This is a genomic window from Flavobacterium sp. MEB061, assembly GCF_000834715.1.
Taxonomy (GTDB): Bacteria; Bacteroidota; Bacteroidia; order Flavobacteriales; family Flavobacteriaceae; genus Flavobacterium; species Flavobacterium pectinovorum.
The window spans coordinates 443,260-468,763 of the sequence record NZ_JXQR01000015.1 but is presented as its reverse complement, the minus strand read 5'-3'; the positions used below and the strand labels follow the sequence as shown (position 1 = coordinate 468,763).

26 protein-coding genes are annotated in these 25,504 nt (G+C 33.9%); 8 read left to right on the top strand and 18 right to left on the bottom strand.

The features are described from left to right. The first annotated feature begins 116 nt into the window (after positions 1 to 116). Positions 117 to 755 (top strand): hypothetical protein, encoded by a 639-nt coding sequence (locus RT99_RS09325; protein ID WP_052483630.1) that lies wholly within the window; start codon positions 117 to 119, stop codon positions 753 to 755. 71 nt (positions 756 to 826) lie between these two features. On the opposite strand, the gene RT99_RS24660 is transcribed toward RT99_RS09325, so the two are convergent. The 7 genes from RT99_RS24660 to RT99_RS09290 form a co-directional block, all read right to left on the bottom strand. After that, positions 827 to 1,474, bottom strand: a complete 648-nt coding sequence (locus RT99_RS24660; protein ID WP_052483629.1) for a DUF5661 family protein — start codon at positions 1,472 to 1,474, stop codon at positions 827 to 829. 160 nt (positions 1,475 to 1,634) lie between these two features. After that, a complete protein-coding gene (locus RT99_RS09315) occupies positions 1,635 to 2,720 on the bottom strand; it encodes a DNA topoisomerase IB (RefSeq protein WP_042564443.1) in 1,086 nt (361 codons plus the stop codon). Between the two features lie 28 nt (positions 2,721 to 2,748). Then, a complete protein-coding gene (locus RT99_RS09310) occupies positions 2,749 to 2,985 on the bottom strand; it encodes a hypothetical protein (protein ID WP_042564442.1) in 237 nt (78 codons plus the stop codon). A 213-nt stretch (positions 2,986 to 3,198) separates the two neighbouring features. Then, positions 3,199 to 3,600 (bottom strand): hypothetical protein, encoded by a 402-nt coding sequence (locus tag RT99_RS09305; RefSeq protein ID WP_042564441.1) that lies wholly within the window; start codon positions 3,598 to 3,600, stop codon positions 3,199 to 3,201. 47 nt (positions 3,601 to 3,647) lie between these two features. Next, positions 3,648 to 4,142 carry a hypothetical protein gene (locus tag RT99_RS09300; RefSeq protein ID WP_042564440.1) on the bottom strand — a complete coding sequence of 165 codons (495 nt, stop codon included), beginning with the start codon at positions 4,140 to 4,142 and terminating at the stop codon, positions 3,648 to 3,650. Beyond that, on the bottom strand, positions 4,139 to 4,771 hold the full coding sequence (locus RT99_RS09295) for an SMI1/KNR4 family protein (RefSeq protein WP_052483628.1): 633 nt from the start codon (positions 4,769 to 4,771) through the stop codon (positions 4,139 to 4,141). The genes RT99_RS09300 and RT99_RS09295 overlap by 4 nt, the downstream gene beginning before the upstream one ends. 2 nt (positions 4,772 to 4,773) lie before the next feature. Continuing rightward, complete coding sequence (locus RT99_RS09290; protein ID WP_042564439.1) at positions 4,774 to 5,577, bottom strand: hypothetical protein; 804 nt, start codon at positions 5,575 to 5,577, stop codon at positions 4,774 to 4,776. 159 nt (positions 5,578 to 5,736) lie between these two features. Between RT99_RS09290 and RT99_RS09285 the strand changes: the two genes are divergently transcribed. After that, positions 5,737 to 6,324, top strand: coding sequence for a DUF4142 domain-containing protein (locus RT99_RS09285; protein WP_042564438.1), 588 nt, complete (start codon positions 5,737 to 5,739; stop codon positions 6,322 to 6,324). Between the two features lie 145 nt (positions 6,325 to 6,469). On the opposite strand, the gene RT99_RS09280 is transcribed toward RT99_RS09285, so the two are convergent. The 4 genes from RT99_RS09280 to RT99_RS09265 all read right to left on the bottom strand — a co-directional run bounded on the left by RT99_RS09280 (position 6,470) and on the right by RT99_RS09265 (position 9,564). Next, a complete protein-coding gene (locus tag RT99_RS09280) occupies positions 6,470 to 7,522 on the bottom strand; it encodes an NAD(P)-dependent alcohol dehydrogenase (protein ID WP_042564437.1) in 1,053 nt (350 codons plus the stop codon). Between the two features lie 142 nt (positions 7,523 to 7,664). Then, entirely contained in the window at positions 7,665 to 8,072 is a 408-nt protein-coding gene (locus RT99_RS09275) for a cupin domain-containing protein (RefSeq protein ID WP_042564436.1), read from the bottom strand. Positions 8,073 to 8,096: 24 nt separating this feature from the next. Further along, positions 8,097 to 8,507, bottom strand: a complete 411-nt coding sequence (locus RT99_RS09270) for a cupin domain-containing protein (protein WP_042564435.1) — start codon at positions 8,505 to 8,507, stop codon at positions 8,097 to 8,099. A gap of 184 nt (positions 8,508 to 8,691) precedes the next feature. Next, positions 8,692 to 9,564 carry an AraC family transcriptional regulator gene (locus RT99_RS09265; RefSeq protein WP_042564434.1) on the bottom strand — a complete coding sequence of 291 codons (873 nt, stop codon included), beginning with the start codon at positions 9,562 to 9,564 and terminating at the stop codon, positions 8,692 to 8,694. 215 nt (positions 9,565 to 9,779) lie between these two features. Here RT99_RS09265 and RT99_RS09260 point away from each other — a divergent pair, with 215 nt between their 5' ends. Together RT99_RS09260 and RT99_RS09255 are read left to right on the top strand one after the other, a co-directional pair. Beyond that, positions 9,780 to 10,367, top strand: a complete 588-nt coding sequence (locus tag RT99_RS09260) for a Crp/Fnr family transcriptional regulator (protein WP_042564433.1) — start codon at positions 9,780 to 9,782, stop codon at positions 10,365 to 10,367. Between the two features lie 102 nt (positions 10,368 to 10,469). Beyond that, entirely contained in the window at positions 10,470 to 11,492 is a 1,023-nt protein-coding gene (locus RT99_RS09255) for an MBL fold metallo-hydrolase (RefSeq protein ID WP_042564432.1), read from the top strand. A gap of 143 nt (positions 11,493 to 11,635) precedes the next feature. Here the strand turns inward: RT99_RS09255 and RT99_RS09250 are convergent, their stop codons facing one another. Next, positions 11,636 to 13,210 (bottom strand): Na+/H+ antiporter, encoded by a 1,575-nt coding sequence (locus tag RT99_RS09250; RefSeq protein ID WP_042564431.1) that lies wholly within the window; start codon positions 13,208 to 13,210, stop codon positions 11,636 to 11,638. 336 nt (positions 13,211 to 13,546) lie between these two features. Further along, on the bottom strand, positions 13,547 to 16,363 hold the full coding sequence (gene galA / locus RT99_RS09245) for a beta-galactosidase GalA (RefSeq protein ID WP_042564430.1): 2,817 nt from the start codon (positions 16,361 to 16,363) through the stop codon (positions 13,547 to 13,549). Between the two features lie 220 nt (positions 16,364 to 16,583). Between galA and RT99_RS09240 the strand changes: the two genes are divergently transcribed. Then, entirely contained in the window at positions 16,584 to 16,967 is a 384-nt protein-coding gene (locus tag RT99_RS09240; protein ID WP_042564429.1) for a hypothetical protein, read from the top strand. 18 nt (positions 16,968 to 16,985) lie between these two features. Next, positions 16,986 to 17,852, top strand: a complete 867-nt coding sequence (locus RT99_RS09235) for a chromate resistance protein ChrB domain-containing protein (protein WP_042564428.1) — start codon at positions 16,986 to 16,988, stop codon at positions 17,850 to 17,852. 7 nt (positions 17,853 to 17,859) lie between these two features. Here the strand turns inward: RT99_RS09235 and RT99_RS09230 are convergent, their stop codons facing one another. Together RT99_RS09230 and RT99_RS09225 are read right to left on the bottom strand one after the other, a co-directional pair. Next, entirely contained in the window at positions 17,860 to 18,333 is a 474-nt protein-coding gene (locus RT99_RS09230; protein WP_131494909.1) for a hypothetical protein, read from the bottom strand. A gap of 245 nt (positions 18,334 to 18,578) precedes the next feature. Continuing rightward, positions 18,579 to 19,070 carry a TlpA disulfide reductase family protein gene (locus RT99_RS09225; RefSeq protein WP_042564426.1) on the bottom strand — a complete coding sequence of 164 codons (492 nt, stop codon included), beginning with the start codon at positions 19,068 to 19,070 and terminating at the stop codon, positions 18,579 to 18,581. A 299-nt stretch (positions 19,071 to 19,369) separates the two neighbouring features. On the opposite strand from RT99_RS09225, the gene RT99_RS09220 reads away from it, so the two are divergent. After that, complete coding sequence (locus RT99_RS09220) at positions 19,370 to 19,672, top strand: helix-turn-helix transcriptional regulator (protein ID WP_041518777.1); 303 nt, start codon at positions 19,370 to 19,372, stop codon at positions 19,670 to 19,672. A 6-nt stretch (positions 19,673 to 19,678) separates the two neighbouring features. Then, positions 19,679 to 20,782, top strand: a complete 1,104-nt coding sequence (locus tag RT99_RS09215) for an NADH:flavin oxidoreductase (RefSeq protein ID WP_042564425.1) — start codon at positions 19,679 to 19,681, stop codon at positions 20,780 to 20,782. Between the two features lie 182 nt (positions 20,783 to 20,964). Here the strand turns inward: RT99_RS09215 and RT99_RS09210 are convergent, their stop codons facing one another. The 3 genes from RT99_RS09210 to RT99_RS09200 all read right to left on the bottom strand — a co-directional run bounded on the left by RT99_RS09210 (position 20,965) and on the right by RT99_RS09200 (position 25,478). Further along, positions 20,965 to 21,465, bottom strand: coding sequence for a hypothetical protein (locus RT99_RS09210; protein ID WP_042564424.1), 501 nt, complete (start codon positions 21,463 to 21,465; stop codon positions 20,965 to 20,967). Positions 21,466 to 21,716: 251 nt separating this feature from the next. Then, positions 21,717 to 22,862, bottom strand: coding sequence for an acyltransferase (locus RT99_RS09205; RefSeq protein WP_042564423.1), 1,146 nt, complete (start codon positions 22,860 to 22,862; stop codon positions 21,717 to 21,719). Between the two features lie 399 nt (positions 22,863 to 23,261). Beyond that, the gene (locus tag RT99_RS09200; RefSeq protein WP_042564422.1) at positions 23,262 to 25,478 is read right to left on the bottom strand and encodes a glycoside hydrolase family 3 C-terminal domain-containing protein; all 2,217 of its coding nucleotides are present in this window, start codon (positions 25,476 to 25,478) and stop codon (positions 23,262 to 23,264) included. Between the last annotated feature and the right edge of the window lie 26 nt (positions 25,479 to 25,504).

Below are 25,504 nucleotides of genomic sequence, written 5' to 3'. Positions count from 1 at the left end.
ACATTATTTACAATATAATCATCTGTGAATTATAGAATTAGCGATTTTAATTCTATAAGATAATCCTACACCTTAGTAATTAGATTTGTATTATACGAACAATAAATTAACTTGTCATGGAAACTACTGATAAAAGAAATAGTACTGTAGAAAATAGAGATTCTCGAAATCAAAATTTAAACAGACAAAACAATATTATGAACGAGAAGCTCTATAATAATGACGAAATCAGAAGAGCTAATCATCAGGGTGATGTTAAAAATTATGGTTTTACTATAAATGGATATGATCCTAATAAAGCCATTCCTGATCAGGAGCGTATTACAAATGAAGATGATTTAGACGATTTGGATGATGATTTTCATCAACCGGGCGATCTGGTAGATGACGCAGATGATTTAAATGATGAATTTGATAATCCATCAGATAATGTAAATGATGATTTTACCAATTCTGCAGATGAATTTGATGAGGAAGAATATGAAGAATATGAAGATGACAGAGAAGAAGAAGAAGAACTTGACGATCACACGCACACTACAGGAGATCTTCTTTATGATGAAAATGCAGATAACCTTAACGATGAATTCGACAATCCTTCAGACTCTGAAGAATTAACAGAATCAGATGAGGATTTACAGGAATTAGATCCTGATGATGACGATGATGATTTAGAAGACGATTTGGAACCGGGAGAAATCGAGGAAGAAGATTCTGGAGATGATTATAATGATAACGATCCCAGAAAATTCTAATCGAAAATATAGATTAAAAAAACGCCGTTACTAAAATTAGTAACGGCGTTTTTTTGCCTTAAGCAGTTTTTTTAGTCCCCAATTTTAGTTAAAGTTGGGATATCGTCCATTCTCTCCAAACGCTCTGCAAGACCTAATCGTGCCTCTGTTAATTCGATTTCGGCTTTGCCTAATTCTTTATACCATTCTTCTTTTCCGGTTTCTGAGCTTTCGATTTTTCGCATAATCTCAAAAATTTCGCCTTGTGCTTCCATAACGGCCAGTCTTTTATAATACGTTAAACTTTCTGTCATGTGTGCAAGCGCAATCATAGCGGTTAAAAACGGATGATTGTTGGTTACATTTACGTCTCTTACCCTGCCATGTTCAAGTTCTACTTTTAAGGCAAAGGCAAACTCTTCCATATTAAATCGTTCGTGCTTGCTTTTTGGATTCAAATAAGCCTTAATAGCTTCAACATTATCCATAGTCGAAAGATCAACATCTGTATCTTTATCTTCGCTTAAATCTCTGTAAACGACAGCCGCAATAGCACGCGCTTCATCGATTGTTGGATCATTTTCAGGATTTTCAAAATCTCTTACCGACCAATCCCAATTTTCAGGATGAACAGGTTTTATATATTTCTCACAAAAATCTGTTACATCATTTTTTAAGCTTACCATTTTGTCATCTCTTTTGATATAAACATCCTGATAAGCGCCACTTTTTGTTGCCATAATTTTTTTGATTATTTATTTAAATTAAAACGACACATTACCGATGATGATAATGTGTCGTTTTGTCCCCAACTTGAATCCTTTTATATTTCTCAAAGTTGCCACATAAAAAAGGAAACTGTTAACTCAAAACGTTCAATTATTAGCTCAATCCGTTTCATTATGAAAATTCGGGCTGAAAATTTCCGATTAATTCTGAAAAAGCAATTTCTGAATGCGAAAAATGCGGCTGATTGCTTCGGCATTTTTTTGCGCGATCAAAATATTGCTGAATTGATCCATCTTCATAACTTGCCACAATGAGCGGATGTACATAATAGTTTTTACATACATTTTTTGTATTTCCCAAAGCCTCGGCTGTAGTTTCAAAAGCGTCCAGAATATTCTTTTTAATTTCTTTTTCTTCGGTTGTTGTCCCGATTTCCATTAAAGTTTCGAAAAATATTAAGGATGCTCCCCATGTTCTAAAATCCTTGGCGCTAAAATATTTTCCTGTAATATCATGCAGATAAGAATTCACCATATGACTATCTAAAACTTTGCGTTCGCCATTTTCATCATAATATTTAAAAACTTCCATACCCGGAATTTCTTCACATCGCCCTACCAGTTTAACCAGTTGTTTGTTTCTGGTCGTTATAGTATGTTTTACGCCTTTTTTTCCAACGAATTCAAAACGTAGCGTATTTTTGTCGATGTTAATGTGCTTTTTTCTTAATGTCGAAAGTCCGTACGATTTGTTGTCTTTCGCATATTTTTCATTTCCGATTCTGATATGCGTTTCTTCCATTAAGCGAATTACAAGTGCTGTAACTTTGTTTTTACACCACTCTTTCTGAGCAAGATCCTGATCGACCTGTTCTCTTATTTTTGGGAGGTATTTTCCAAATTCGGCTATTTTATAAAATTTAGTCTGATTTCTGATAAGATTCCATTTCGGATGATAACGGTATTGTTTTCTGTTTTTAACATCCGTTCCAACAGCCTGAAGATGACCGTTTGACAAATCTGCAATTCGCACTTTTTCCCACGCAGGCGGAAGCACGAGGCTGTTAAAGCGTTTTATTTCGTTTTTTGCTTTTATACATCTTCCGTTTTTTTTATAAACAAACCCCTCGCCTTCTCTGCAACGCTCGATCGTTAAGCTGTTATCGCTTACATATACTAAATCTAATTTTTCTAGAACCAATTGAGGTGACTGTATCAATTGTTTCATTAATTTTTCCTGAGAGAGTTTGGCATTCATAATTTATTGAAGATATAAATTTTGTATTCTAGTTATTTCGTAATGATTTGATTAGGTTTCTTTTATTCATGTAAGACCTACCTTCTACTCCAACTTTTCTGGCTTGCTGATAGAGCTCTTCTTTCGTCCATTCTTCATATGGTTTTGTTCTTACGTTTTCTCCAGCGTTAGAAGAATTAGCCGTTTGTCCATATTTTTCGTTACTTAAAACCTTGTGTATAAGAGTCTCGTAATGTTCTTTGTTCTTAATTCCTGAATTTTGCATGACGATTAAATTTTGTGGTTATTATTCAGTAAAGTATACTACCAAAGTTCCTTAAAAACAGCTTGGAATTCGTTATATAATTCTTTCCTATACTTTCATAATTAACTATACATCAAAGGGTTTAAAAACAAAAAATCCCAATTCGCAAGAATTTGGGATTTTTTGTTTTGAAGTTATGAGTTTTTCTTTGTGTATTTTTTTAATAGTATCTCTTTATTCAATATTAATCTCTATAAGACTTTTTACCAAAATACCTTGTATGTTTTTATCTAAAATATCCTTTATGGCTTTTTTAGACTTGTAAATGGTTTTCGTGTCTTTTGTATCAATTTCAATGTTTTTTATTGAATTGGCAAATTTTACAGTTTCGTTAGTTGACCAGGTTCCAATTCCACAATAAAGCGTGGCGGTGTCACTTTTCTTTAAATTATAAACAATCGAATCATTTTCTGCATTTTGATAAAGTTGAATATCTTTTACTTTAGGATCTAAATTAATTTTAATCTTTACATCAAAATCTGTTTTGTTTATAAATGAAATATGCTGTGAAGGATCGCAGCTTATCAGAGCATTCGAGAAGAAAATTAATAACAATAATCTAAGTAGGTTTTTCATTTTGATTCGGTTTTTGTTCTATTGCGAGAACGTAAAGAATATAATTTTTAAAAAGAAGTTTTAATTTTTGATTTTAATTCTTTAATAAAATCAGATTCTTTTAAATCTTCATTTTTAATGATAAATGAAGTCCTATTTTTTAAAGTTATAAAACTGTAATTTTTCGTGATATATGTCTTTTTAATAGTATGCCACTCATACACTTTGACAACATTGTTATAAAAATTATTAAATTCTATTCCATCTGGTTTTATTTCTAAAGACTTTTCCCCTAATAAATCAGGTTGTGAATCTATTAGTTTTTTGATTTTTGAATGTTTTATTAAATCAGGAATAATACTAATGACAATCAAGGCAAAAAAGAAAAAAATAGCTGAAATAAATAAAAATTCCGACCAATTAAAGTCTTTGTATACAAATGTATAACTCACTATAACTGAAACCAGAGAAAAGTAAGTTATCAGAAATATGTACCTTTTCGTAATTAATTCTGTTCCTGCTTTTTTATAATCTTCCCGATCTAAAGTATAGTTTATTTTCAATGTTTGTTTACTTTTAATTTAATTAAGCTTTGGTCTAACCATTCATTATACCATTCTGTAAAATTATATCTATTATTATTTTCTGTTGATAACGGATAAATTCCTTGATCATTTGCTCTGTCATCAACCCAAACATTTCCTTTTTCAACTCCGGAAACTACTAAAAAAAAATAAATAGCACAGCCATAATGACATACTCTAATACTGCCAAAAACATGCTTTTCATTATAGTAATCTTGTTCCCAACATTCAAATTCTTCACTATCCATAAACTTTTCATCTTCTGTATTTCCATTAAAGTCTGAATTCCATTTTTCTGTGTAAGGAAATTTTGTTTTAAGAAAATTATCATTCTCAATTTCTAGTTCTAAATTCCAGTCTTTTAATTTATAAAGTCCTAAAGCAGGACCAACTCCTCCATTTCCTATATGTTTTATAAAATTTCGATAATCTGTTGGAAGCTTTATATTATGGAATTTCTCAAACTCTTCAATTTCAGCTTCACCTAAACAATTATTTAATTTGTATTTATGTATCTTAGAACCAAATAATTTAAATGGCTTAATTTTAAAAAATCCATTACCATCGATTTTTTTAAGTTGTAGTATTTTTTCTTTTTCGATAGTCATGCTCAATTAAAATAGGTTCTGATTGTTTGTTTGGTAATTACTTTTTGTCCTTTTATTTCACCTGCACTACATTTTTGATACTTTTTTAATTGATCAATTCCAGCTTTTACAAATTGAACTTTATACTTTTCTCTGTTGTTTTTTTCAAGTCTATTATAATCGTCTAAATGATACCCGCTATGTTTTCCTTTTTTATCAATGTAAAATCTAATGTCAATTCCTGCTCCATAATAAATCTTATCTTTTGCTAGTTGCTTTTTAAATTTAGCATCTAATAAAATGTGTATTGAGTTTTCAGATGTTAATCCTTCAATTTTTGGTTTTATATCACAATCCCAACTTCGAATAGTATCGTTTGATTTACTTAACATTATATCAGCTTCATTAAGCAGGTTTTGCTTAAAATTTGAATTAAATTTTTTAGCAATCATATTATCCATGTATGCACCATAACACCCTTGCATTCCTTCTTCAACTGGAGCATCATCAATCATTTCAAATCTAAAAATCAAATTATGCTTTTTACATAATATCCTAATATACTTTTCTTGTCTCAAATCATAATCACCTTCACCACTTGGCATACTAAAAACTAATTCTCCTTTTTCAATATCTTTTTTTGCCCATTTTATTCCATTTCTACAAATTCTATCTTCTGATTTTGGAAGCTGAATATAAGTATGAATATTTTCTAATTTAGGAAGTTTTATAATTTTAGAAGTATCCAATGGACTACTTTCTTCTAAATTTTGTTTACAGCTAAAAATGCTCAAAAGTAATAAAAGAAAGAAAATGTTTTTTTTCATAGACTTAGGTTTCAAAGTTTAATAAATAAATTATTTAGTAAATATAAAAACTATTAAATATATCAATCTTGAAATCCTGTAACATTATCTAAAAATGCTGTAAAACATTCCATCTACATCCTATATAATTTTACATCATAACATTTAAACCATAAAATCATGAAAAAGTTACTATTAGCAGGAAAAGTTATTTTAGGCGCCGGACTAATCATTATATTTTTAAATTCTTGCAAAAACGAAACTAAACAAGAAGATCCAAAAGAGGTTGCTGAAGATGCTAACGAAGCTAAATTTGACTCTATCGACAGCAAAGAAGATGATTCTGAATTTTTGGTAGATCAGGCTGAAATTAACCTAGCTGAAATCGAAATTGGAAAATTAGCGCAAACTAAAAGTACAAATGCTGAAGTGAAAAAATTTGGTCAAATGCTTGTTGATGAACACACAAAATCAGCTTCTGAAGTGAGTGCATTAGCAAAAACTAAAAACTTTACGTTACCAACTTCGTTAACTGAAGAAGGTCAGGAAGAATACAAAAAACTAAACGAAAAATCAGGTGTTGATTTCGACAAAAAATTTGCTGACATGATGATTGATGGTCACGAAAAAGCAATTAATAAACTTAAAAAAGCTTCGGAAGACGCAAAAGATGCAGATATTAGACTTTGGGCTTCTAATAATATCGCTGGTTTAACAGCACATTTAGAACATGCCAAAATGCTAAAACAAAATCTGGATAAAAAATAAAAATAATTGGTACTGGTATTTTTTTTTGAGAAACCCCTTAAGAGTTGAATTGCTTAAGGGGTTATTTTTTTTAAGATACTAAGTTGCTAAGATTCTGAGGAACTAAGTTTTTTTTTCTTAGCATCTTAGCAACTTAGAACCTTAGCTACTTTAAAGAAGCCATATCAATCACAAAACGATATTTAATATCTCCTTTAAGTAATCTTTCGTAAGCGTCGTTTACATCGTTTACGCCAATTACTTCGATATCTGCAGTGATGTTGTGTTGGGCGCAGAAGTCCAGCATTTCCTGAGTTTCAGCGATTCCACCAATGTTTGATCCGGCGAAGCTTCTTCTTCCCATTAAAAGGCTGAAAGACGTTACAGGAAGCGGTTCCATTGGCGCTCCAACCAAAACCATATTTCCGTCTACTTTTAGTAAATTCAGGTATTCATCTATATTATGCTGAGCCGAAACGCAATCTAAAATAAAGTGTAAACTTCTCGCATATTTTGCCATTTGTTCAGGATCTGTAGATAAAACAACTTCATCTGCACCCAAACGTTTTGCATCTTCTGTTTTAGATAAAGAAGTTGTAAAAACAACAACATGAGCGCCCATAGCTTTTGCTAATTTGATTCCCATATGTCCTAAACCACCAATACCCACAACTCCTACTCTTTGTCCAGGACCTACTTTCCAGTGTTTTAAGGGAGAATAAGTCGTGATTCCGGCACAAAGTAAAGGTGCAACTCCGGCAAGATCAAGTTTATCTGAAATATGCAATACATAATTTTCATCAACAACAATACTTTCAGAATAACCTCCAAAAGTTTGTCCGCCCAAATGAGTGTCAGAAGAGTTGAATGTCAATGTATTTCCAGGCTCACAAAATTGCTCCAGGCCTTCCTTACAATGTTCACATTCTCTACAAGAATCAACCATACAGCCTACTCCGGCTAATTGACCCACTTTGAAGTTTTTTACATGCTCACCAACTTTTGTAACTCTTCCCACAATTTCGTGTCCGGGAACGATTGGATAAATGGTTCCGTGCCACTCATTACGAGCAGAATGCAAATCAGAATGACAGATTCCGCAATATAAAATCTCGATTTCTACGTCGTGTGCCAATACGCCTCTGCGTTTGATGTCTAATGTTTTTAATAGTGCTTCAGCAGCTTCTGTACCAAAGGCTTTTATGTTTTTTGTTTCCATTTTAAGGGGTTTAAATTTGTTTCAGGTTTTCTTTATTTTAGGGTTCAAGTTGCTTTTTATAGCCACAAAGGCGCTAGGTCTCAAAGATTAAAACTTAGGACCTTAGCAACTCAGCATCTTAGAATCTTAGTATCTTAGAGACTTATTTCACTCCGTAACTAAAATACTCTTCATCGGTTACGCTTTGTAACCAGCTTCCTGAGCCTTTATCAACTTCTGTGATGATGATGATGTAAGAGAATTTACTAAATGGCGTTGCGCCGTACCAGTGTTCTATTCCCGGTAAAATAGTAACCACTTCGTCTTTATGAAGTAATCGTATTGCTTGGCCTTTTTCCTGAAAATAACCAATTCCGTTTGTCGCGATAAGCAATTGCAAACTTGCATTTACGTGCCAGTTGCTTCTTGCGCCAGGCTCAAAAGTTACTTCTTTGATCATTGTATTTTCAGGGTGAATATCGCTGGTTTGTTTTTTATATGAAACATCACCAGTCATATAAGTATTGGGAACTTTCCCTTCTTCGATAACGGTAGAATAAGTTGTTGACATAATAATTGGTTTTGAGTTTGGTTATTAAAAACTATTATATTGTTCATCAGTTACAGGCTCAAGCCAGTCTACAATTCCCAGTTGAGTATTTGTACTGATGGCAATATGGGTAAATTCGCTTTCTGGAGATGCTCCATGCCAATGTTTAACTTCGGGTTGAATATTTACCACATCACCTTCCTTTAGTAATTGAATTGGTTTTCCAACTTCCTGATAGTAACCTGTTCCGTGCGTTACAATCAAAATTTGTCCTCCGGGATGTGTGTGCCAATTGTTTCTTGCGCCGGGTTCGAAAACGACATTACCAACTGCAGTATTTAAAATTGGGTCGTTTGGCACCAGCATTTTAACCCAGGCTTTTCCTGTAAAGTAATCTGCCGAAGCCAAATCGCCTTTAGGAAAAATTTCATTTAATTGATTTTCTGAAGTTTTCATAATTATTTGTTTTTTACTATCGGGAAAACTAAATCAGCAAAGCAAGAATGTGCTTTAAGAAGTTTTATTTAGTTTGCAGAAAACCGATAAAGGATTAATACTAATTATTTCGACGCAAAATTACTTTAGTAAAGCGAACCCGAGATAACAATAATCAAACAAAAAATTAAGAATATGAAACAATTTACATTCTTAACGATTTCGGAATTGTTCCGGTAAGTCTTTTAAAGTAATTATTAAAGTAGCTCGGATATTCAAATCCAAGTGAATAACCGATGTCGGCAATACTCCAATCTGTGTGTTGTAACAAGGCTTTGGCTTCGCCAATAATTCGTTCAGTAATATGTGCTGTAGTAGGTTTTCCGGTCACTTCTTTAACCGAACGATTTAAGTGGTTTACATGTACGGCAAGACTTTGAGCATAATCTTGCGGAGTTTTTAAAACAAGTGGCTGATCTTTAGTTTCAACGGGAAATTGTCTTTCCAGCAATTCCAGAAATAAAGAAGTTATTCGTGAAGAAGCGTTTTTATGTTTAAAGAAATTTTCTGACGGCTGCATTTTCATCGATTCATGCAAAATCAAATTGATATAATTGCGCATTAAATCGTCTTTAAATACATAATCAGTCTCTTGTTCTTCAATCATTTTTACAAAAAGAGAATCAACAAAAACTTTCTGTTCTGCTGATAATGAGAAAATTGGAGTTCCGCCTATTTTAAACAAAGGCGACTCATGAAGACTTTCTGAACGGTCGTTTACCTTTAAAAAATCTTCGGTAAAAACACAGGCATATCCTTCATATGTAGGTGAAAGTGTATCCCACGAATATGGAATGTGCGGATTTCCAAAAAACAAAATAGTTCCGTCAGTTTCGATTCCCCGATCTGCATAATGAATAAGACTTTTGCTGGTATTAATGCAAATTTTGTAATAATCCCTGCGGTTATAGGTTGGAATTTTACTTACATCACCATTTATCTCATAAACTTTAAACCCTTTTAACTTTAAATCGTTAATTCCGAGTTCTGTTGCCTGACATACGCTTTGCTCTTTCATTTTGCAAAGTTATGAAAATCAAATAAAAATTAAGGAGTTTTTTTTGTTTCAAGTTTCAAGTTTCAAGTTTCAAGTTTCAAGTTTCAAGTTTTCACTTTGCTCAATAAACCCGACAGGTTTTAAAAACCTGTCGGGTTTTGTCCTTAGTTTGTCCACAAAGATTGAAACCTGAAACCTGAAACAAAACAAACCCTTTTCTTTTTTATCTTTGTTACATGAAAGAAGTACAACCCGTAATAGACTATATATCAAGATACGTTGATTTGACAGACGCTGAAAAAACGCATCTGGCGACTTTTTTGAAGATTACCAAAGTCAAAAAAAGACAATTTATCGTGCAGCCGGGTTTTGTATGCAAACACAAAAGTTATGTTGTAAAAGGCGCATTTAGAGGTTATTTGGTAGATAATGAAGGAAAAGAACACACACTTTCGTTTGCTATTGAAGATTGGTGGATTTCTGATTACAGCAGTTTGATTTATCAGGAACCTGCAACTTTATTTGTAGAAGCTTTGGAAGATTCTGTTTTAATTCAAATTGAATACGAAGACGAACAGAAATTTTTGCAGAAAATTCCGAAACTCGAAAAATTCGAACGCATTATTACCCAGCGCTCATTGGCTTTTCACCAAAAACGACTTTTATCTAATTTTACCAAAACGGCCGAAGAACGCTACGACGAATTCATGAGCAAATATTCGGCAATTGCAAAGCGCGTTCCGCAATATGCTTTGGCTTCTTATCTTGGTTTTAGTACCGAATATTTAAGTAAAATTCGCAACAGAAAAACTTCAAAAAGTTAAACCAGTTCAACCTTATTTCCTAAACCAGTTCATTTTTATTCGTTTTCTTCTGTCTCAAATTTGCATTGTCAATACCGACAAAATAATTTAATTCAAATAAAAATGAAAAAGACCATTTACCCAAACCATACGAGAATATTTTCATTATTACTATGGTTTTTATCTATCAATTTCAACATTAATGCACAAAACAAAGACAATAGTAAAGTTCAGATTTTCCATATTCAGAACTATTTTACTGAAGCTTATCTGGTAAAAGGAAATTCACAAAAACTGATTTTAATTGATACCGGAGTTCCCGTTGCAGGATATCAGGATAGTTTGATAAGTGCTATCAAAAAATTAGGTTTTAAACCCGAAAATATTGCTCTTGCCATTGTTACACACGGACACGGAGATCATGCAGGAAATGCGAGATTTCTTCAGCAAAATTTCAAAACCAAAATTGCAGGAAGCAAAGCCGATTTAAACAAATTTACTTCAGGCAAAACCGAATTATCAAAATCTGAAGACGTGAGCATTTGGGGAACAAGACTTCGCCAGTATTCCGACTTAGATTATCCCGCTTTTACGCCTGATATTATTGTCGAAAATGCCAATATCGATCTTAAAAAATATGGCTTTGATGGAAAAATAATTCCAATAAAAGGCGGACATACTCCGGGAGATTTATTGATTTTGATTGGAGATAATCTTTTTGTTGGAGATGCTTTTGTAGGCACCTTTAAAGCGCAAGGCGGAGGTTTAGCCCCTGACGGTCATCATGTAAGAGAACATTTTTATCATGAAAACAGACAACTCGCCGACCAAAATTTAAAACTAATCGAGAAAATTGCATTAGATAATAAAGTAAAAACAATTTACCCCACTCACAATGGACCTGTTTCTACTTTTGAATTAACAAAATACATTAAAGAAGAACCATTATTGAGACTTTTATCACAGCAAAATGAATCTTTAAATACCGAAGATTTCAGAATTGTTTCTTCTGATGAAAATACGGCTGTACTAACTTATATCGAAGCAATTAAACTTGAAGGAAAAGAGGCTAAAAATGTTTTTATAACTGAAACTTATTCTAAAGAAAAAGGGAATTGGAAAATGGTTAAGAAAGAGATTAAATAGTCTTGTTTCAGGTTTCAGGTTTCAGGTTTCAGGTTTCAGGTTTCAGGTTTGCGTAATAAACCCGACAGGTTTTAAAAACCTGTTGGGTTTACTCGCGTTACCGAAAAACCTGAAACTTGAAACAAAAAAACCTGAAACAAATTTTAAAGAAAATGCAGTTTTTCCTCTTCCAAATCTAAATGCAAAATATGCTTGCGTACAATTTCTTCATCAATTCGGTGATCCTTGTTTTTATCGGTAAGCCATTGTCTTTGCAGGTTTAATATTTCTCTGTAAACTTTTTTGGCCTCTTCGGTCATTAAAATATCTTCGTTGTTAGAAACGCTTGCATCTTCCCATTTTACAGCGAGTTGCTGCAATACTTTTTCAGTTTCAAGATGTTGGCTGTAGTTCGTTTTTAAATGATTCAGAGCCTGTTGAGAAAGCATTCGTCTTAACTTATTATACATTTCATCATCGGGCATAATAAAATCAGGATCCGGCATATTTAATTTTTTAATAAGCCATGGCAATGTTAATCCTTGTAAAAGCAATGTGGTCAATATAACAACAAAAGTGATGAAGAGAATCAAATTTCTTTGCGGAAATTCTGCTCCGCCCTGCGCATAAACCGGAATCGACAACGCCGCTGCCAACGATACAACACCTCGCATACCCGACCAGCCAATAATTACAATTCCTTTGTAACCCGGATGTCTGGAATCTGCAACTGTTATAAAATTTCGGGCTATCAAAGTCACAATTACAGCCGCATAAGCAGATATTAACCTCGCAATGATCAAAACCAATGTAATCAAAAGTCCATAACCAATCGCTGAGGAAAGACTCACATCTCCCAATCCCGAAGTAATTTCGGGCAAGTCGAGACCAATAAACATAAAAATTAATCCGTTGAGGATAAAGCAGAAACTTTCCCAGACATTAACACCGCGCAATCGCGATGTGCTGCTTAAAAACGAAAGCCGGTTATTCGATAATAATAATCCGCCACTTACAACTGCAAGAACACCAGAACTGTGAATTTCCTCGGCAACGAGATAAATAACATAAGGCGTTACGATAGAAAATACGATATCTATATTGGCATCTGTGGGCAAATATTTATGCAGTTTCATGAAAATAAAACCAATTGCTACGCCAACTCCAACTCCCGCAATTACCATCCAGCCAAAACTCGTTACAGCATTATACCAAACAAATTGTCCCGTTCCTGCGGTTATTAGCGCAAAGCGAAAAATAATCAGCGATGAGGCGTCATTCAACAAACTTTCACCTTCTAAAATAGAAGACAGTCGGCGGGGTACTTTTACAAATTTCAAAATAGCGCCCACACTTACGGCATCAGGAGGTGAAACAATTCCGCCAAGCAAAAAACCTAATGCGAGTGAAAATCCCGGTATAAAATAATTCGAAAAAAGTGCAACAGAAAGTGCTGTAAAAAATACAACCAAAAAAGCAAAACTGGTTATAATACGTCGCCAGCGCCAGAGTTCTTTCCATGAGATTTTCCATGAAGCTTCATACAATAATGGCGGAAGGAATATGAAAAAAATAAGTTCCGGATCGATACGTAATTTTGGAATTCCGGGAATAAAACTAATCGCCAATCCCGCCAAAACCAATAAAACCGGATAAGCAACTTTTATTTTGTTGCTTGCCATAATCAGGAAAAGGATAACAATGACAATACCGATATAAAACGCGAGATTATCTAACATTTGAGAATTTTATTAAAAATTTATAAAGCTATAATCTTTTGAAATATCAATATTAGGAAATATTTTTTGGATAAAGTAATTTCAATTTGGTGCGGTTTATTTAAACACATAGAAATATAGCTTTTTATTTTAAATTAAAAATTGAGAATTAAAAATTAAAATAATTCTAAGATTCACAATACTATGTTATGCGCATTTAAACACATAGAAACATAGAATCTTTGCGTTTAAAAAGGCGTTTCACTTAGTTCAAATGCAGGTGAAAAAACCTTGATTTTCTAAAACCAACTTCAAGTTAATTTTTAATTTTTAATTCTCAATTTTTAATTAAAAAAATTATTTCACACTAACAGTTCCCGTTTTTAATCCTTTGGCTGTAGCCGATAAAATAACTTCGGCTGCATTTTCGTCTTTCTGAATAATGATTTGAGCGTACCCGTTAAATAATTTTCGTTTCCATTGTTCTGCAGGCGTAATTACCTGAATAATTCCGGGATCAGTATTCATAACATCCCAGTCTTTATTTTTTTGCAAAGGCGGCGCAATAATTTGAATTGTGTTTAAACCTTGTTTTAAAACAGCCGCATTCAAAATATATTTTTGATCATCATCTGTACTTGCCGGAATTTTATTTCCGTTCACAAAAACGACTGCGTTTATTCCGATTTTTTTGTAAAAGAAAGTAACCGTATTGGTTTTAATATTGTTCTTTAAATCAAATTTTCCACGATACACATACGCCGGAGCCTGATTTTTATAATCCCTGTCTTTAAAAGCTTCTTTCCAGTTATTATCAGCTTCAACAGTAATTTGGTTAGGAATATTAGCCGAAGCCAATTTCTTCTCCTCAAAATTAGTTATAGCAACAAGTTCCATGTTATCAATAAATTTATCACTTTCTAACGATGTTGGATTTCCATTTCCTACTCCAAGAATCTTTCCTCCTTTTATAGAAAAAGTCATTTCGTGATTTGCAGTTGGTACATGTGCGCCTTTTTCATCTGTTGTTTCAGCTGTAATAACCACAACATTTGCATTAGAAATGTTTTCTTTATCAACAGAAAGTTTGATGTTTTGAGCATTTTCTGTTGTTTTCTGAATGTCCAAAAGTATCTTTTTACCATTTTTATAACCAACTGCTTCAAGCGTTCCCGGAACATATTTCACCTTCCATTCTAAATGTCCGTTTTGCTCCATTTTCTTTTTACCAAGACTTTCTTTATTCAGAAAAAGCTCTACTTCATCACAATTAGAATGTACCCAAACATCGATTTCTTTTCCTGTACTCCAGTTCCAATGAGGCATAATGTGCAAAACAGGTTCAGTTCCCCACCACGATTTCAAATAGAAAACATTGTCTTTCGGGAAACCGCAAACATCCATCATCCCAAAATACGAAGTAACCGATGGCCAGCCGTAAGGCGTTGGTTCACCGCGATAATCAAAACCTGTCCAGATAAACATTCCTGCTAAATAGGGTCTTTCAGCATAAAATTTCCAGCCTTCTTCAATACTAAAAAAACTTGGGCGCGGTTTTTTGTCGTAAGCACTCTGGTAATGTTTGGCATCATCTGTAAAATAAACTCCTCGCGTTGCAAAAGTCGAGCCTTCCTCTGTTCCCATTCCCGGCTGTTGTTTAAACTGGTTTCTGTGTGCATCAATATCACCGTTACCCATGTAATTATAGCCCATAATTTCGACAACCGATGAAATTCCGCTTTTAAAACCGCTGCTAATTCCCACCGTTACAGGTCTTGTAGCATCGATACCTTTCGTAAATTCCTGCATCACATTCGTAATACGTTCGCCTACGATATTACCTTCAATATTCCATTCTTCATTTCCAACCGACCAGCAAAAAATACTCGGATGATTGCGATCGCGTTTTATCATGCGCTCCAAATCATTCAAATGATAATCATTAATTCCCATCAAACGGGTTTCATCAATAACCAGCATTCCCAGTTTATCGCAGGCTTCAAGAAGTTCCGGCGTTGGCGGATGATGCGAACAACGATACGCATTCGAACCCATTTCTTTCAGTTTTTTAATTCTGAAATACTGCAATTCATCCGGCAGCGCCGTTCCAATTCCTGCATGATCCTGATGATTGTTTGTTCCTTTTAGTTTTACCGATTTTCCGTTAAGGAAAAAACCTTTCTCGGCATCAAACTTTATGGTTCTAATCCCGAACGAAGTTTCATAACGGTCTATAATTTTTCCTTCCTGCTTAATTTCAGTTATTAAACGATATAAATTCGGATTTTCTATATCCCATAATAATGGATCATTAACCGTTAATTTTGAAGTGTAATTTGTTGTTTTATAAAAATTTGGCGCAGTTCCGTTTTCAGAAACCGTTGCAATTTGTTTTCCCTGAGCATCCAAAATCGTCTGAACAATTTCGATTGCTCCTTTATAATTTCCTTTGTTTTCGATAGTAACTTCTGCTGAAACTTCTGTCTTGTTTTCTTTTATTTCAGAAGTTACATAAGTTCCGTTTTGCGCCACATGAAGCGGATTCGTTTTCTTCAAATAAACATGTCTGTAAATTCCCGCACCTTCATAAAACCAACCTTCTTCCATTGAGGCATCTACACGCACGACAATCGTATTATCTCCGCCATAATTCACATAAGCCGTTACATCATATTCAAATCCGTTATAGCCACTTTCTTCTGTTCCAAGAAAATAACCATTAAAAAATACTTTCGAATTTCTAAAAACGCCGTCAAATTTTAGCGAAATAATTTTGCCTTTATCACTTTCCTGAATACTGATTTTTTTTCGGTACCAGCCAATGCTTTTTTCAGGAAAACCTTTTCCCGCAGTTTTAAAACCATGACTAAAACTCGCTTTTTCGCTAAAGGATTGTTCAACCGCCCAATCGTGCGGAAGATCTAGTTTTCTCCATGCTCTGTCATCAAAATTGCTGGATGCAGGACCATCTCCAAATCCCGTTTTGGTTAAGTAGGAAAAATATCCCGTTGCATGACCAAAATCTTTCCCGGTATCAAATAAATGTCCAAATGAAAATCGCCAATCTTTATCGATCAGAGTCAAATCTCTTTCTGATTTATTTTGTGCCGAAGCAGAATAGAAAATCAAAAAAATAAAACAGAATAGAATTCCTTTTGAAAAAATAGCTTTCATAAAAACGTGGTTAACGGATAATGGTTGTAAAATAGCGATAAAAATATTGTTTTTAATTTGATTAAAATAATAGTATTTTATCAAATCATGCTTATTTGTACTGAAATGCCCCCTGAGAATTAGGGTTTAAAAATTTAGAATCATTCTACTAGCAGTTTTTGAGTCAAATTTGTTCTTTTGGCGTAATTTTAGATAGAAATTCAACAAAAATAGTAGTACCATGAGTGTTATTAAAGATGAAGATACGCTTCTTAGCACTATTAAGCGTATAGACCATGAAATTGACAAACTTAATGATCAAAAAATAATCGCTTTTTTTGAGCATCTCGGGCTGACCGAACGTGACGATGTGCCTAAAAATTATCTGGATTTTGAAACCATTCTTATCGTTGTTCCCAACCGACATATTTCGCATCAATTAAAATATTTTAAATATTCAATCGCAAGACTTTCTTTCGTTACCAATCCATATGCGAAAAATATTCACGTTTATGATTTTAAAGAATGGGATAGCGTGACCCGAAATAAAACACAATTTCAGGTAAGAGAAATGCTAAAAACCAATTTTGGAGGCGTTAGAAGTATTATTGATGGGCTGAATTAATTTAAAGCAATATAAAAAATGAAGTGGATCACACGCGAAAGGCCAAAGATTGACAGAATTGCTTGTCCATGGCTAATTCAAAAATTTGTTGATCCTGAAGCTGATTTTTTTTATGTTCCTTTTAATGAAGTTATTACCAAAGCAAAAGAATTAAACGCAATTCCTTTTGATATTCCTGATGTAGAATTTACGCATTATAATGAAGAATGCACTTTTGATTACATCATTAAAAAATATCAAATTAAGGATCCGGCGGTTTTAATTATGGCAAAAATTGTTCGTGGTGCCGATACAGACCGACATGAAATTGCAAAAGAATCAGCTGGCCTTTGGGCAATTTCTGCCGGACTTTCTCATAATATCACAGACGATTTAGAATTGCTAAAAAACGGAATGATTCTCTACGATGCCCTTTACAGTTGGGCTACGCATCTTTACAAACAAAATCATCTGCAAAATAGCCCTTTTGAAAATTTGCTTCATGAAGTCTATAATAAATTTTTAAGCGAAAAAAAAGCAGGTAAAAAAACGCCTTCCTGGGTTAAAGATTTAAAAGAAATAATTCAGGATCAAATCGACGCACAGTTTACTTTCGATCTTAAAAAAATATCAAATGATTTAGAACTCAATCCATCTTATTTATCGCGGGAATTTTCTAAATACTTTGAAGATTTAAATTTTGGCGAATATGTTCGAAAATTACGCATCGAAAAAGCCATAAATCTTATTCAGAATTCAACTTACACGCTTACTGAAATCGCTTATATGACTGGCTTTTCAGATCAAAGCCATTTTACGAGAATATTCAAATTACATACAGGAAAAAATCCGTCTTCGTATAGAAAAAATGCACTGAAAAGTAATTCTGATGGAAAAAGTAAATAGCTCGTACTTATCTTTTTATTTCAAAAATACTGATAAACTTTTTTTCTAACTTTTGTCTCTTCCGCTCTTCATACCATCTCGAATAGAAAGCCAAAAAAAGTAAAAACAAATTCACAATGGTAGACGCTCGTCTTAGTCCTCTCGCGAAAAAAAGAAAAAATATATTAATGGCCACAATCAAAATTATTGGAGAATAGTGTGACCAAAATTGCTGGTATTTATTCCCCGATTCCACAATATAATCTACTGTGACTGTATCATTAACTATTTTATACTTTCCATTTATTATATAATATGTTGATGCTTTTAATGAATTTACAGTCAGACTAAAACTGTTATCATCAAAAAATCCATAAAAAGGCTTTACTGCACCAGATAAAGGAAAAACTCTAACCTGCCCCAATGCTGTTTTTGGAGAACCAATTTCTGTATTATCGGTCAATCTTCTACGAAATTCAGACAAACTGAGGTTTGATTGCATAAATTATTTGTTTTTCAGGTTTTGCTTTGTTTCAGGTTTCAGGTTTCAAGAAAAATCTTTGTCAAAGTTTAAAACTTTGACAAAGATCGGCAATTCATTCAAAATAAGTTTTTCTCCGTAAAGCGATTAAACCCGACAGGTTTTATCCCGAGGCTTCGGGACTGTCAGGTTTAACGTTTATCCGCTTTGTGTAAACTTTAGCTTATAGACAAATTTTGCAATCCAAAACCTGAAACAAAAAAACTCTACTGCCCTAAAATACTCTTTACCATTTCATTCAAGGCATTTCCATGAATATTTTTAGCTAAGATAATTCCGTTTTTATCAATTAAAAAATTTAGCGGAACTGATTGCAGCATATAATCGCCAACAACTGGCGAAGTCCAGTATTTTAAATCACTTACTTGAGTCCATGGTAATTTTTGTTTGGCAATTGCTGCCAGCCATAAAGGTTTTTTAGTATCCATAGATACGCTGTAAATCGAAAATTTTCCCTGATAAGTGTTGTATAATTTTATCAATTCAGGATGTTCTTTCGTACAAGGCCCGCACCATGATGCCCAGAAATCAACCAAAACCAAATCTCCCCTTAAAGAAGAAAGTACAACATTGTTTCCTTTTGGATCCGGAAGATCAATTTCCGGAGCGATATCTCCAACATCAGTTCCAATAACCTGAGCTTTTGAGTTTGATATCACGCATAATAAGAATCCTAAAATAAGTAAAGTTTTTTTCATAATAGATTAAGTTATTTATTGGGGTTCGTTTCAATTCTTACAAAGTAGCATCGTTTTTTATGCCTCAATTAAATGCTTAAAAGATTTTTTCACGCAGATTCTGCTGATTAGGGCAGATTTAATTTAAAAAAATATAAATATTATCTGCTTAAATCTTTTTAAATCTGCGTGAAACTAACTTCGCGACTTTGCAATATTAATCCACAAAACAAATATAAACTTTCTCCTCTCCTTCTTAAAATTATCCTAAAAAAAAATCTTTAAATTGATATATCGGGAAAAGTCGATATATTTGCGCCATGGAAAATATAGAAATCTTTAAAGCATTATCTAATAAGTCCAGATTGCAAATGCTGGAATGGCTCAAGGAACCCGAAATTAACTTTCCGGATCAGCTTCAGCACGCCGGATTTGAACACGGCGTTTGTGTGGGACAAATTCAGGCCAAAGCCGGTTTAACGCAGTCAACAGTTTCAGAATACCTGTCTATTTTACAACGCGCCGGATTCATAGAATCCAAACGCGTAGGACAATGGACCTATTATAAACGTAACGAAGGTGCCTTTGAAGCACTCAGTAAATTAATTCAATCTAATTTGTAAATTACTATGAGTACAAACAACCTGTTTTCTCCATTTAACTTAAAAACGTTAAATCTTAAAAACCGAATCGTAATGGCGCCAATGACGCGCTCATTTTCTCCAAACGGAATTCCAACTGATGAAGTAGCCGCTTATTATCAAAAAAGAGCTGAAGGTGAAGTTGGTCTAATATTATCTGAAGGAACTGTAATCGACAGACCTTCATCATCTAACGATGGAAATGTTCCTCATTTTTATGGTGAAGCTTTAAACGGCTGGGAAAAAGTAATTAAAGAAGTTCACGCTGCAGGCGGTGCAATGGGACCACAAATCTGGCATATGGGAATTATGGATAATCACCATTCAGGATGGGTTCCTCCGGTTCCTTTTGAAGGTCCGTCTGGGTTAAACCGACCAGATTTCAGCAACGGAAACACAATGACTGAGAAAGATATTGAAGATACTATTATTGCTTTTGGTAAAGCTGCCGCTGATGCCAAAAGACTAGGTTTTGATACAATCGAAATTCACGGTGCACACGGTTATTTAATCGATCAGTTTTTTAGAGCTGAAACCAATTTACGTACTGATATTTACGGTGGAAAAACATTGCCGGAACGTAATCGTTTCGCTATCGAAGTGGTAAAAGAAATCAGAAAACAAGTTGGGAATGACTTTGCAGTAATCATGCGTTTTTCTCAATTTAAACCTTCTGATTATAATTATAAACTAGCTAAAAATCCACAGGAATTAGAAGCGTGGCTTAATCCTCTTGTTGATGCCGGAGTAGATATTTTACACTGTTCTCAACGTCGTTTTTGGGAACCTGAATTCGAAGATTCTGATTTGAACTTTGCAGGATGGGCTAAAAAAGTAACAGGCGCACCAACAATTACTGTAGGTTCTGTTGGACTTTCTGGTGATTTCTTCGGTGCTTTTGCAGGAGAAAGTTCTGAGCCAACTTCTTTGGAAGAATTAAACAGACGTTTCGACCGTGGCGATTTTGATTTAGTTGCCGTTGGAAGACCTCTTTTATCTGATCCTAATTGGGTTGCAAAAATCAAAGCGGGAAAAACAGATCAATTGAAAGGTTTCAGCAAAGAAGCTTTAGGAGCATTGGTTCTTGAATAAGTTTTTTTTAAAAGGTTCAAAGATGCAAAGGTTCAAAGGGACAAAGTTTTCCTTTGAACCTTTGTTGTTTTGTAGGTTTACAATTGTAGAGACGCACAGCAGTACGTCTACGCAACGTATATACATAAAGAAAATAGACAAAAAGGGATGAAACATATAAAAATGTTTCATCCCTTTTTTTATTAATCGTCATCACCATCTGATTCGAAAAAATCATTTGGATTAAAAGGAATATCTTCATCAGGATCTTTATCATGCGCATTTACACCAGGAGGATTAAATAATCCCCAACTGTCTTTAATATAATTCCAAACATCAAAACTGGCTACCCAATCTATAAATAACAAACGAAACTCTTCAATTGTATTTCGAAGTAATTCAATATAATCTTTATCTGTAATACCTTCTTCAAAACGTAAACTTCCTGCCTGAACATACAATTCTCTTGCCGCCCTGCGAATAATAGCTGCATTTTCCATGCGCAGATCATATAAATCTCCGCCTTCTGCTCCAGCGATTTTTACAGGAATCAGCATTGCATTTTCTAACATATAACGAACCGTCGTTTCTTGTAAAAATTCATTTTCAACAGGAATTATCTGAACCAGTCCTTCTGTTAATCTAAAAATTTGTTCTGCCTTTTGATATATTGGCATATTATCGGTTTTGTCTGCTTCTGACATTTTTTATCGTTTTTTGTTCTTCCAAATTTAAAATATTAATAAACGGAAAATGCATGAGTTAAATTACATTATTTTATATTTATTTCGAACGTTTTATTCTTTGTCGATATACTGTGCGTAGATGCACTGCAGTGCATCTCTACGATTATAGAATCGGATAATTTCTTAAATAAAAAAGGGATGAAAACATAAACGTTTCATCCCTCAATTTGAATATCTACAACTAACGAAATTAGAAAATTCAATATCATTTATTCCGTAACAACAATTTTTCTTTTTTGAAATTTGCTCTGCAACCAATTACGAACCGGTTCATCATACAATTTCAAACATAAATACGCCATTATAATACTGGCAACTAAAACTCCAATTCCAACACCATAACCATCTCCAATTGAAACTTTATTATCTACAACCCAAGCTGTAAACCAATAAATTAGCGGATAATGTGTGATATAAATTGGATATGAAATATCTCCTAAAAGCTTGCATATTTTAGTCGAAAAAGCACTTTTAATTTCTCCGCCGGCACCAATGGCAACAATAAGAGGGAAAACTAAAATAATACAGATAGATTCATATAAACCGTTCATCCATAAGCTATTTTCGTCACCAAATCTTGGTAAGGCAAGTACAATTGTGATTAAAATACTGCAAACCCAGAACGCGCCTTTTATGTGAATTAGTTTTCCTAAACGGGAAAGCAAAATTCCTGCAAAAAACGGATACAATAAACGGGTGAAACCAACATTCATTTGTTCCAGATTTAAAGACCATCCGCCAATAACATCTCCTTTTGGACCAAAAACGGTATAATTAATAAGTAATCCTGCAAATATCAGAACAAAAAAGCCTAAAACTTTATTGGAGAACTTACGGAAGATTAAGGCGTATAAAATATTTGCAATGTATTCGAAGAATAATGACCATGCAGGTCCATTTAACGGGTGCATTTCGCCCCATCCTCTGATTTCTAATGATGGCGGAATTGGTAATAATGTAAACCCAATAACCATGGTTAAAATTACTTTCCAGACTTCCATTCCGGCAATCATCGGAAACAAAATATCCGAAGCCTGAAAATAATAAAAAATGGCTCCAATGATCATTCCCATAATTACCATGGGCTGTAAACGTATTAAACGTCGTTTGTAAAATTCCCATTGCGACATTTTTACCCAGCGATCATCATATGCGTAAGCGACAACAAATCCGGATAAGAGAAAAAAGAAATCAACGGCAAGATAACCGTGATTGATAATTTGTATAAAACGATTTCCGCCGCCAAAAGCTTCAAAAATATGGAAAGCTACAACTAAAATAGCCGCTACTCCACGTAAACCGTCCAGGATTTCGTAATGCTTTTTTGGTTGAATATCAGTAGAAATAGAACTCATAAAAATGGTTAATTATTAATGGTTGATGGTTAGTTTTTTATTGAACTTATTTAAGCGCAAAGTCCGCAAAGGTTTTTACGCAAAGATAGCGATGGAAATTTTTGAAAAGATCTTTAAATGTTCGCAAAGCTTTATGTATAACTATATAATTTTATCTAATTTTCTAATTCGGCTTTAATTAAAACAATAAAGTGTTTATTTTTTTGAACCATTAAGAGATTAAGAAAAATTAAGTTTAAGCTCGTCGAGCTTAATTCTCACCAGATAAATTTAAGCACAAAGCTTAATTAACTTAATATCTTAATGGTAAAATTATTTTAACGTAAAATAATTCTAAAAGCAAAGCCGCAATTTTTTACAATTGCAGCTTTACAACCAACCAATTTAGAAATAATGAAACTATTGAAGTGAGAATCCCACTTTAGATTTTATATCTGTTGAAGATGCACCAACGATTGCTTCAAAAGCGCCCGGTTCTGCAACCCAGTCGTGTTTTTTATCATCAAAAAAGCTCAAAGCTGTTTTATCAATTGTAAATGTCGCTGTTTTTTCTTCTCCCGCTTTAAGCGAAATTTTCTCAAAACCTTTTAATTCTTTTATAGGACGAACTAATGAAGATTTTAAATCACTGATATAAAGCTGAACAACTTCTGAACCTTCACGAGTTCCTGTATTTTTTACTTTTACAGAAAACGTAATTTTACCATCAGCAGAAACTTGTTTTTTATCCGCTGTCACTTTTCCGTATTCAAAAGTCGTGTAACTTAATCCGTGACCAAAAGAAAATAATGGTTTTGCTTTTTGTTTGTCGGCATAGCGATATCCTACAAAAATGCTTTCATTGTATTTAACTTCATCACCACCAGGAAATTCTCCTAAAGCGTGAGCACCATTGTCAGACAATTTTACAGGGAAAGTAAAAGTCAGTTTTCCAGATGGATTTACATCTCCAACTAAAACGGCTGCCAAAGCATTTCCTGCTTCTGTACCTAAAAACCAGCCTTGCACAATTCCCGGAACTTCTTTTACCCACGGCATTGCCACAGCATTTCCTGAAATATTTACAAAAACTATATTTTTATTTACTTTCGCCAATTCGCTGATTAATTTATCCTGACCATACGAAAGTTCTAATCCTTTACGGTCGTGGCCTTCTGCATCCTGATTGTCGGTTTTGTTTAAACCTCCAATAAAAAGCACAATATCAGCATCTTTAGCTACTTTTAAAGCTTCTGCGGTTAGTTCAGCAGGAGAACGTTTGTCTTCTAAACTTACTTTTGCAATAACGCCGTTATAATTACTTGTCGGATCTCCCACATAACCACGAGCGTATACGATTTCAGCCTGATTGCCAATTCTTTTCTTTAATCCTTCAAGTGGTGTGATTTCATATCTTGCTTTTAATGAAGAACTTCCTCCACCAACTGTCATCATTTTAATGGCATTTTCACCAATTACAGCAATTTTTTTAGTTTTAGCAAGATTGATTGGCAAAATATTATTGTTATTTTGAAGTAATACAATTCCTTCTTCAGCAATTTTCAAACCTGCTTTTGCATGTTCTTCTGTTCCAAAAGACCCAAAAGGTCTGTTTTTATTCATCGTTGTTAAAAAAGATAAACGTAAAATACGGCTTACTTTCTCGTCTAATTCTTTCGTTCCTACTTCGCCTCTGGCAATCATAATCGAATATGGTTTTGCCAAAAAGTAGTTGTCATAAGCATTGCTTGTTCCCCATGAAAGTCCGTTTGTCCAGGAGCCAAATTCCATATCCAAACCGTTATGAATCGCTTGTTTGGTATCATTAACGCCACCCCAATCTGAAACTACAACACCTTTAAATCCCCATTCTCCGCGAAGAATATCATTCAATAAAAACTCATTGTGACAACATTGCTGTCCTTTATATTTATTATAAGATCCCATAATCGCCCAGGCATCTCCTTCTTGTACAGCCGCTTTAAAAGCCGGCAAATAAATTTCGTATAATGCTCTGTCGTCCACAATTACGTTTACTGAGTTACGATTGGTTTCCTGATTGTTTAAGGCAAAATGTTTTACGCAAGCCGCAACTCCGTTAGACTGAACTCCTTTAATATAAGGAACCACCATTTTTGAAGTCAGGAAAGGATCTTCACCCATATATTCGAAATTACGACCGTTCAATGGCGTTCTGTAAATATTAACTCCGGGTCCTAATAATACATTTTTGTTACGGTAACGTGCTTCTTCACCAATCGATTTTCCGTATAAAGCAGCCATTTCCTTGTTCCATGTTGCAGAAAGCGCGGTAAGAGCAGGAAAAGCAATACATGAATCGTTTGTCCAGCCTGCCTGATCCCATTCGTCCCATTTAACTTCGGTACGAATTCCGTGTGGTCCGTCGGTCATCCAGTTTTCCGGAATTCCCAAACGCGGAACACCCGGCGAACTAAATTTAGATTGTGCGTGAATCATGGCAATTTTTTCGTCGGTTGTCATTTTTGAAAGTGCATCTGCGACACGCTCTTCAATCGACTTTTTATCATCAAGATAAACCGGAACTTTGTTTTGGGCATTTATCCCAATCGAAGTCAACAAAAGTAAAACAACAATTGTTTTAACGTTTTTAAACATAACTATAATTTATTAAAGCATTAATT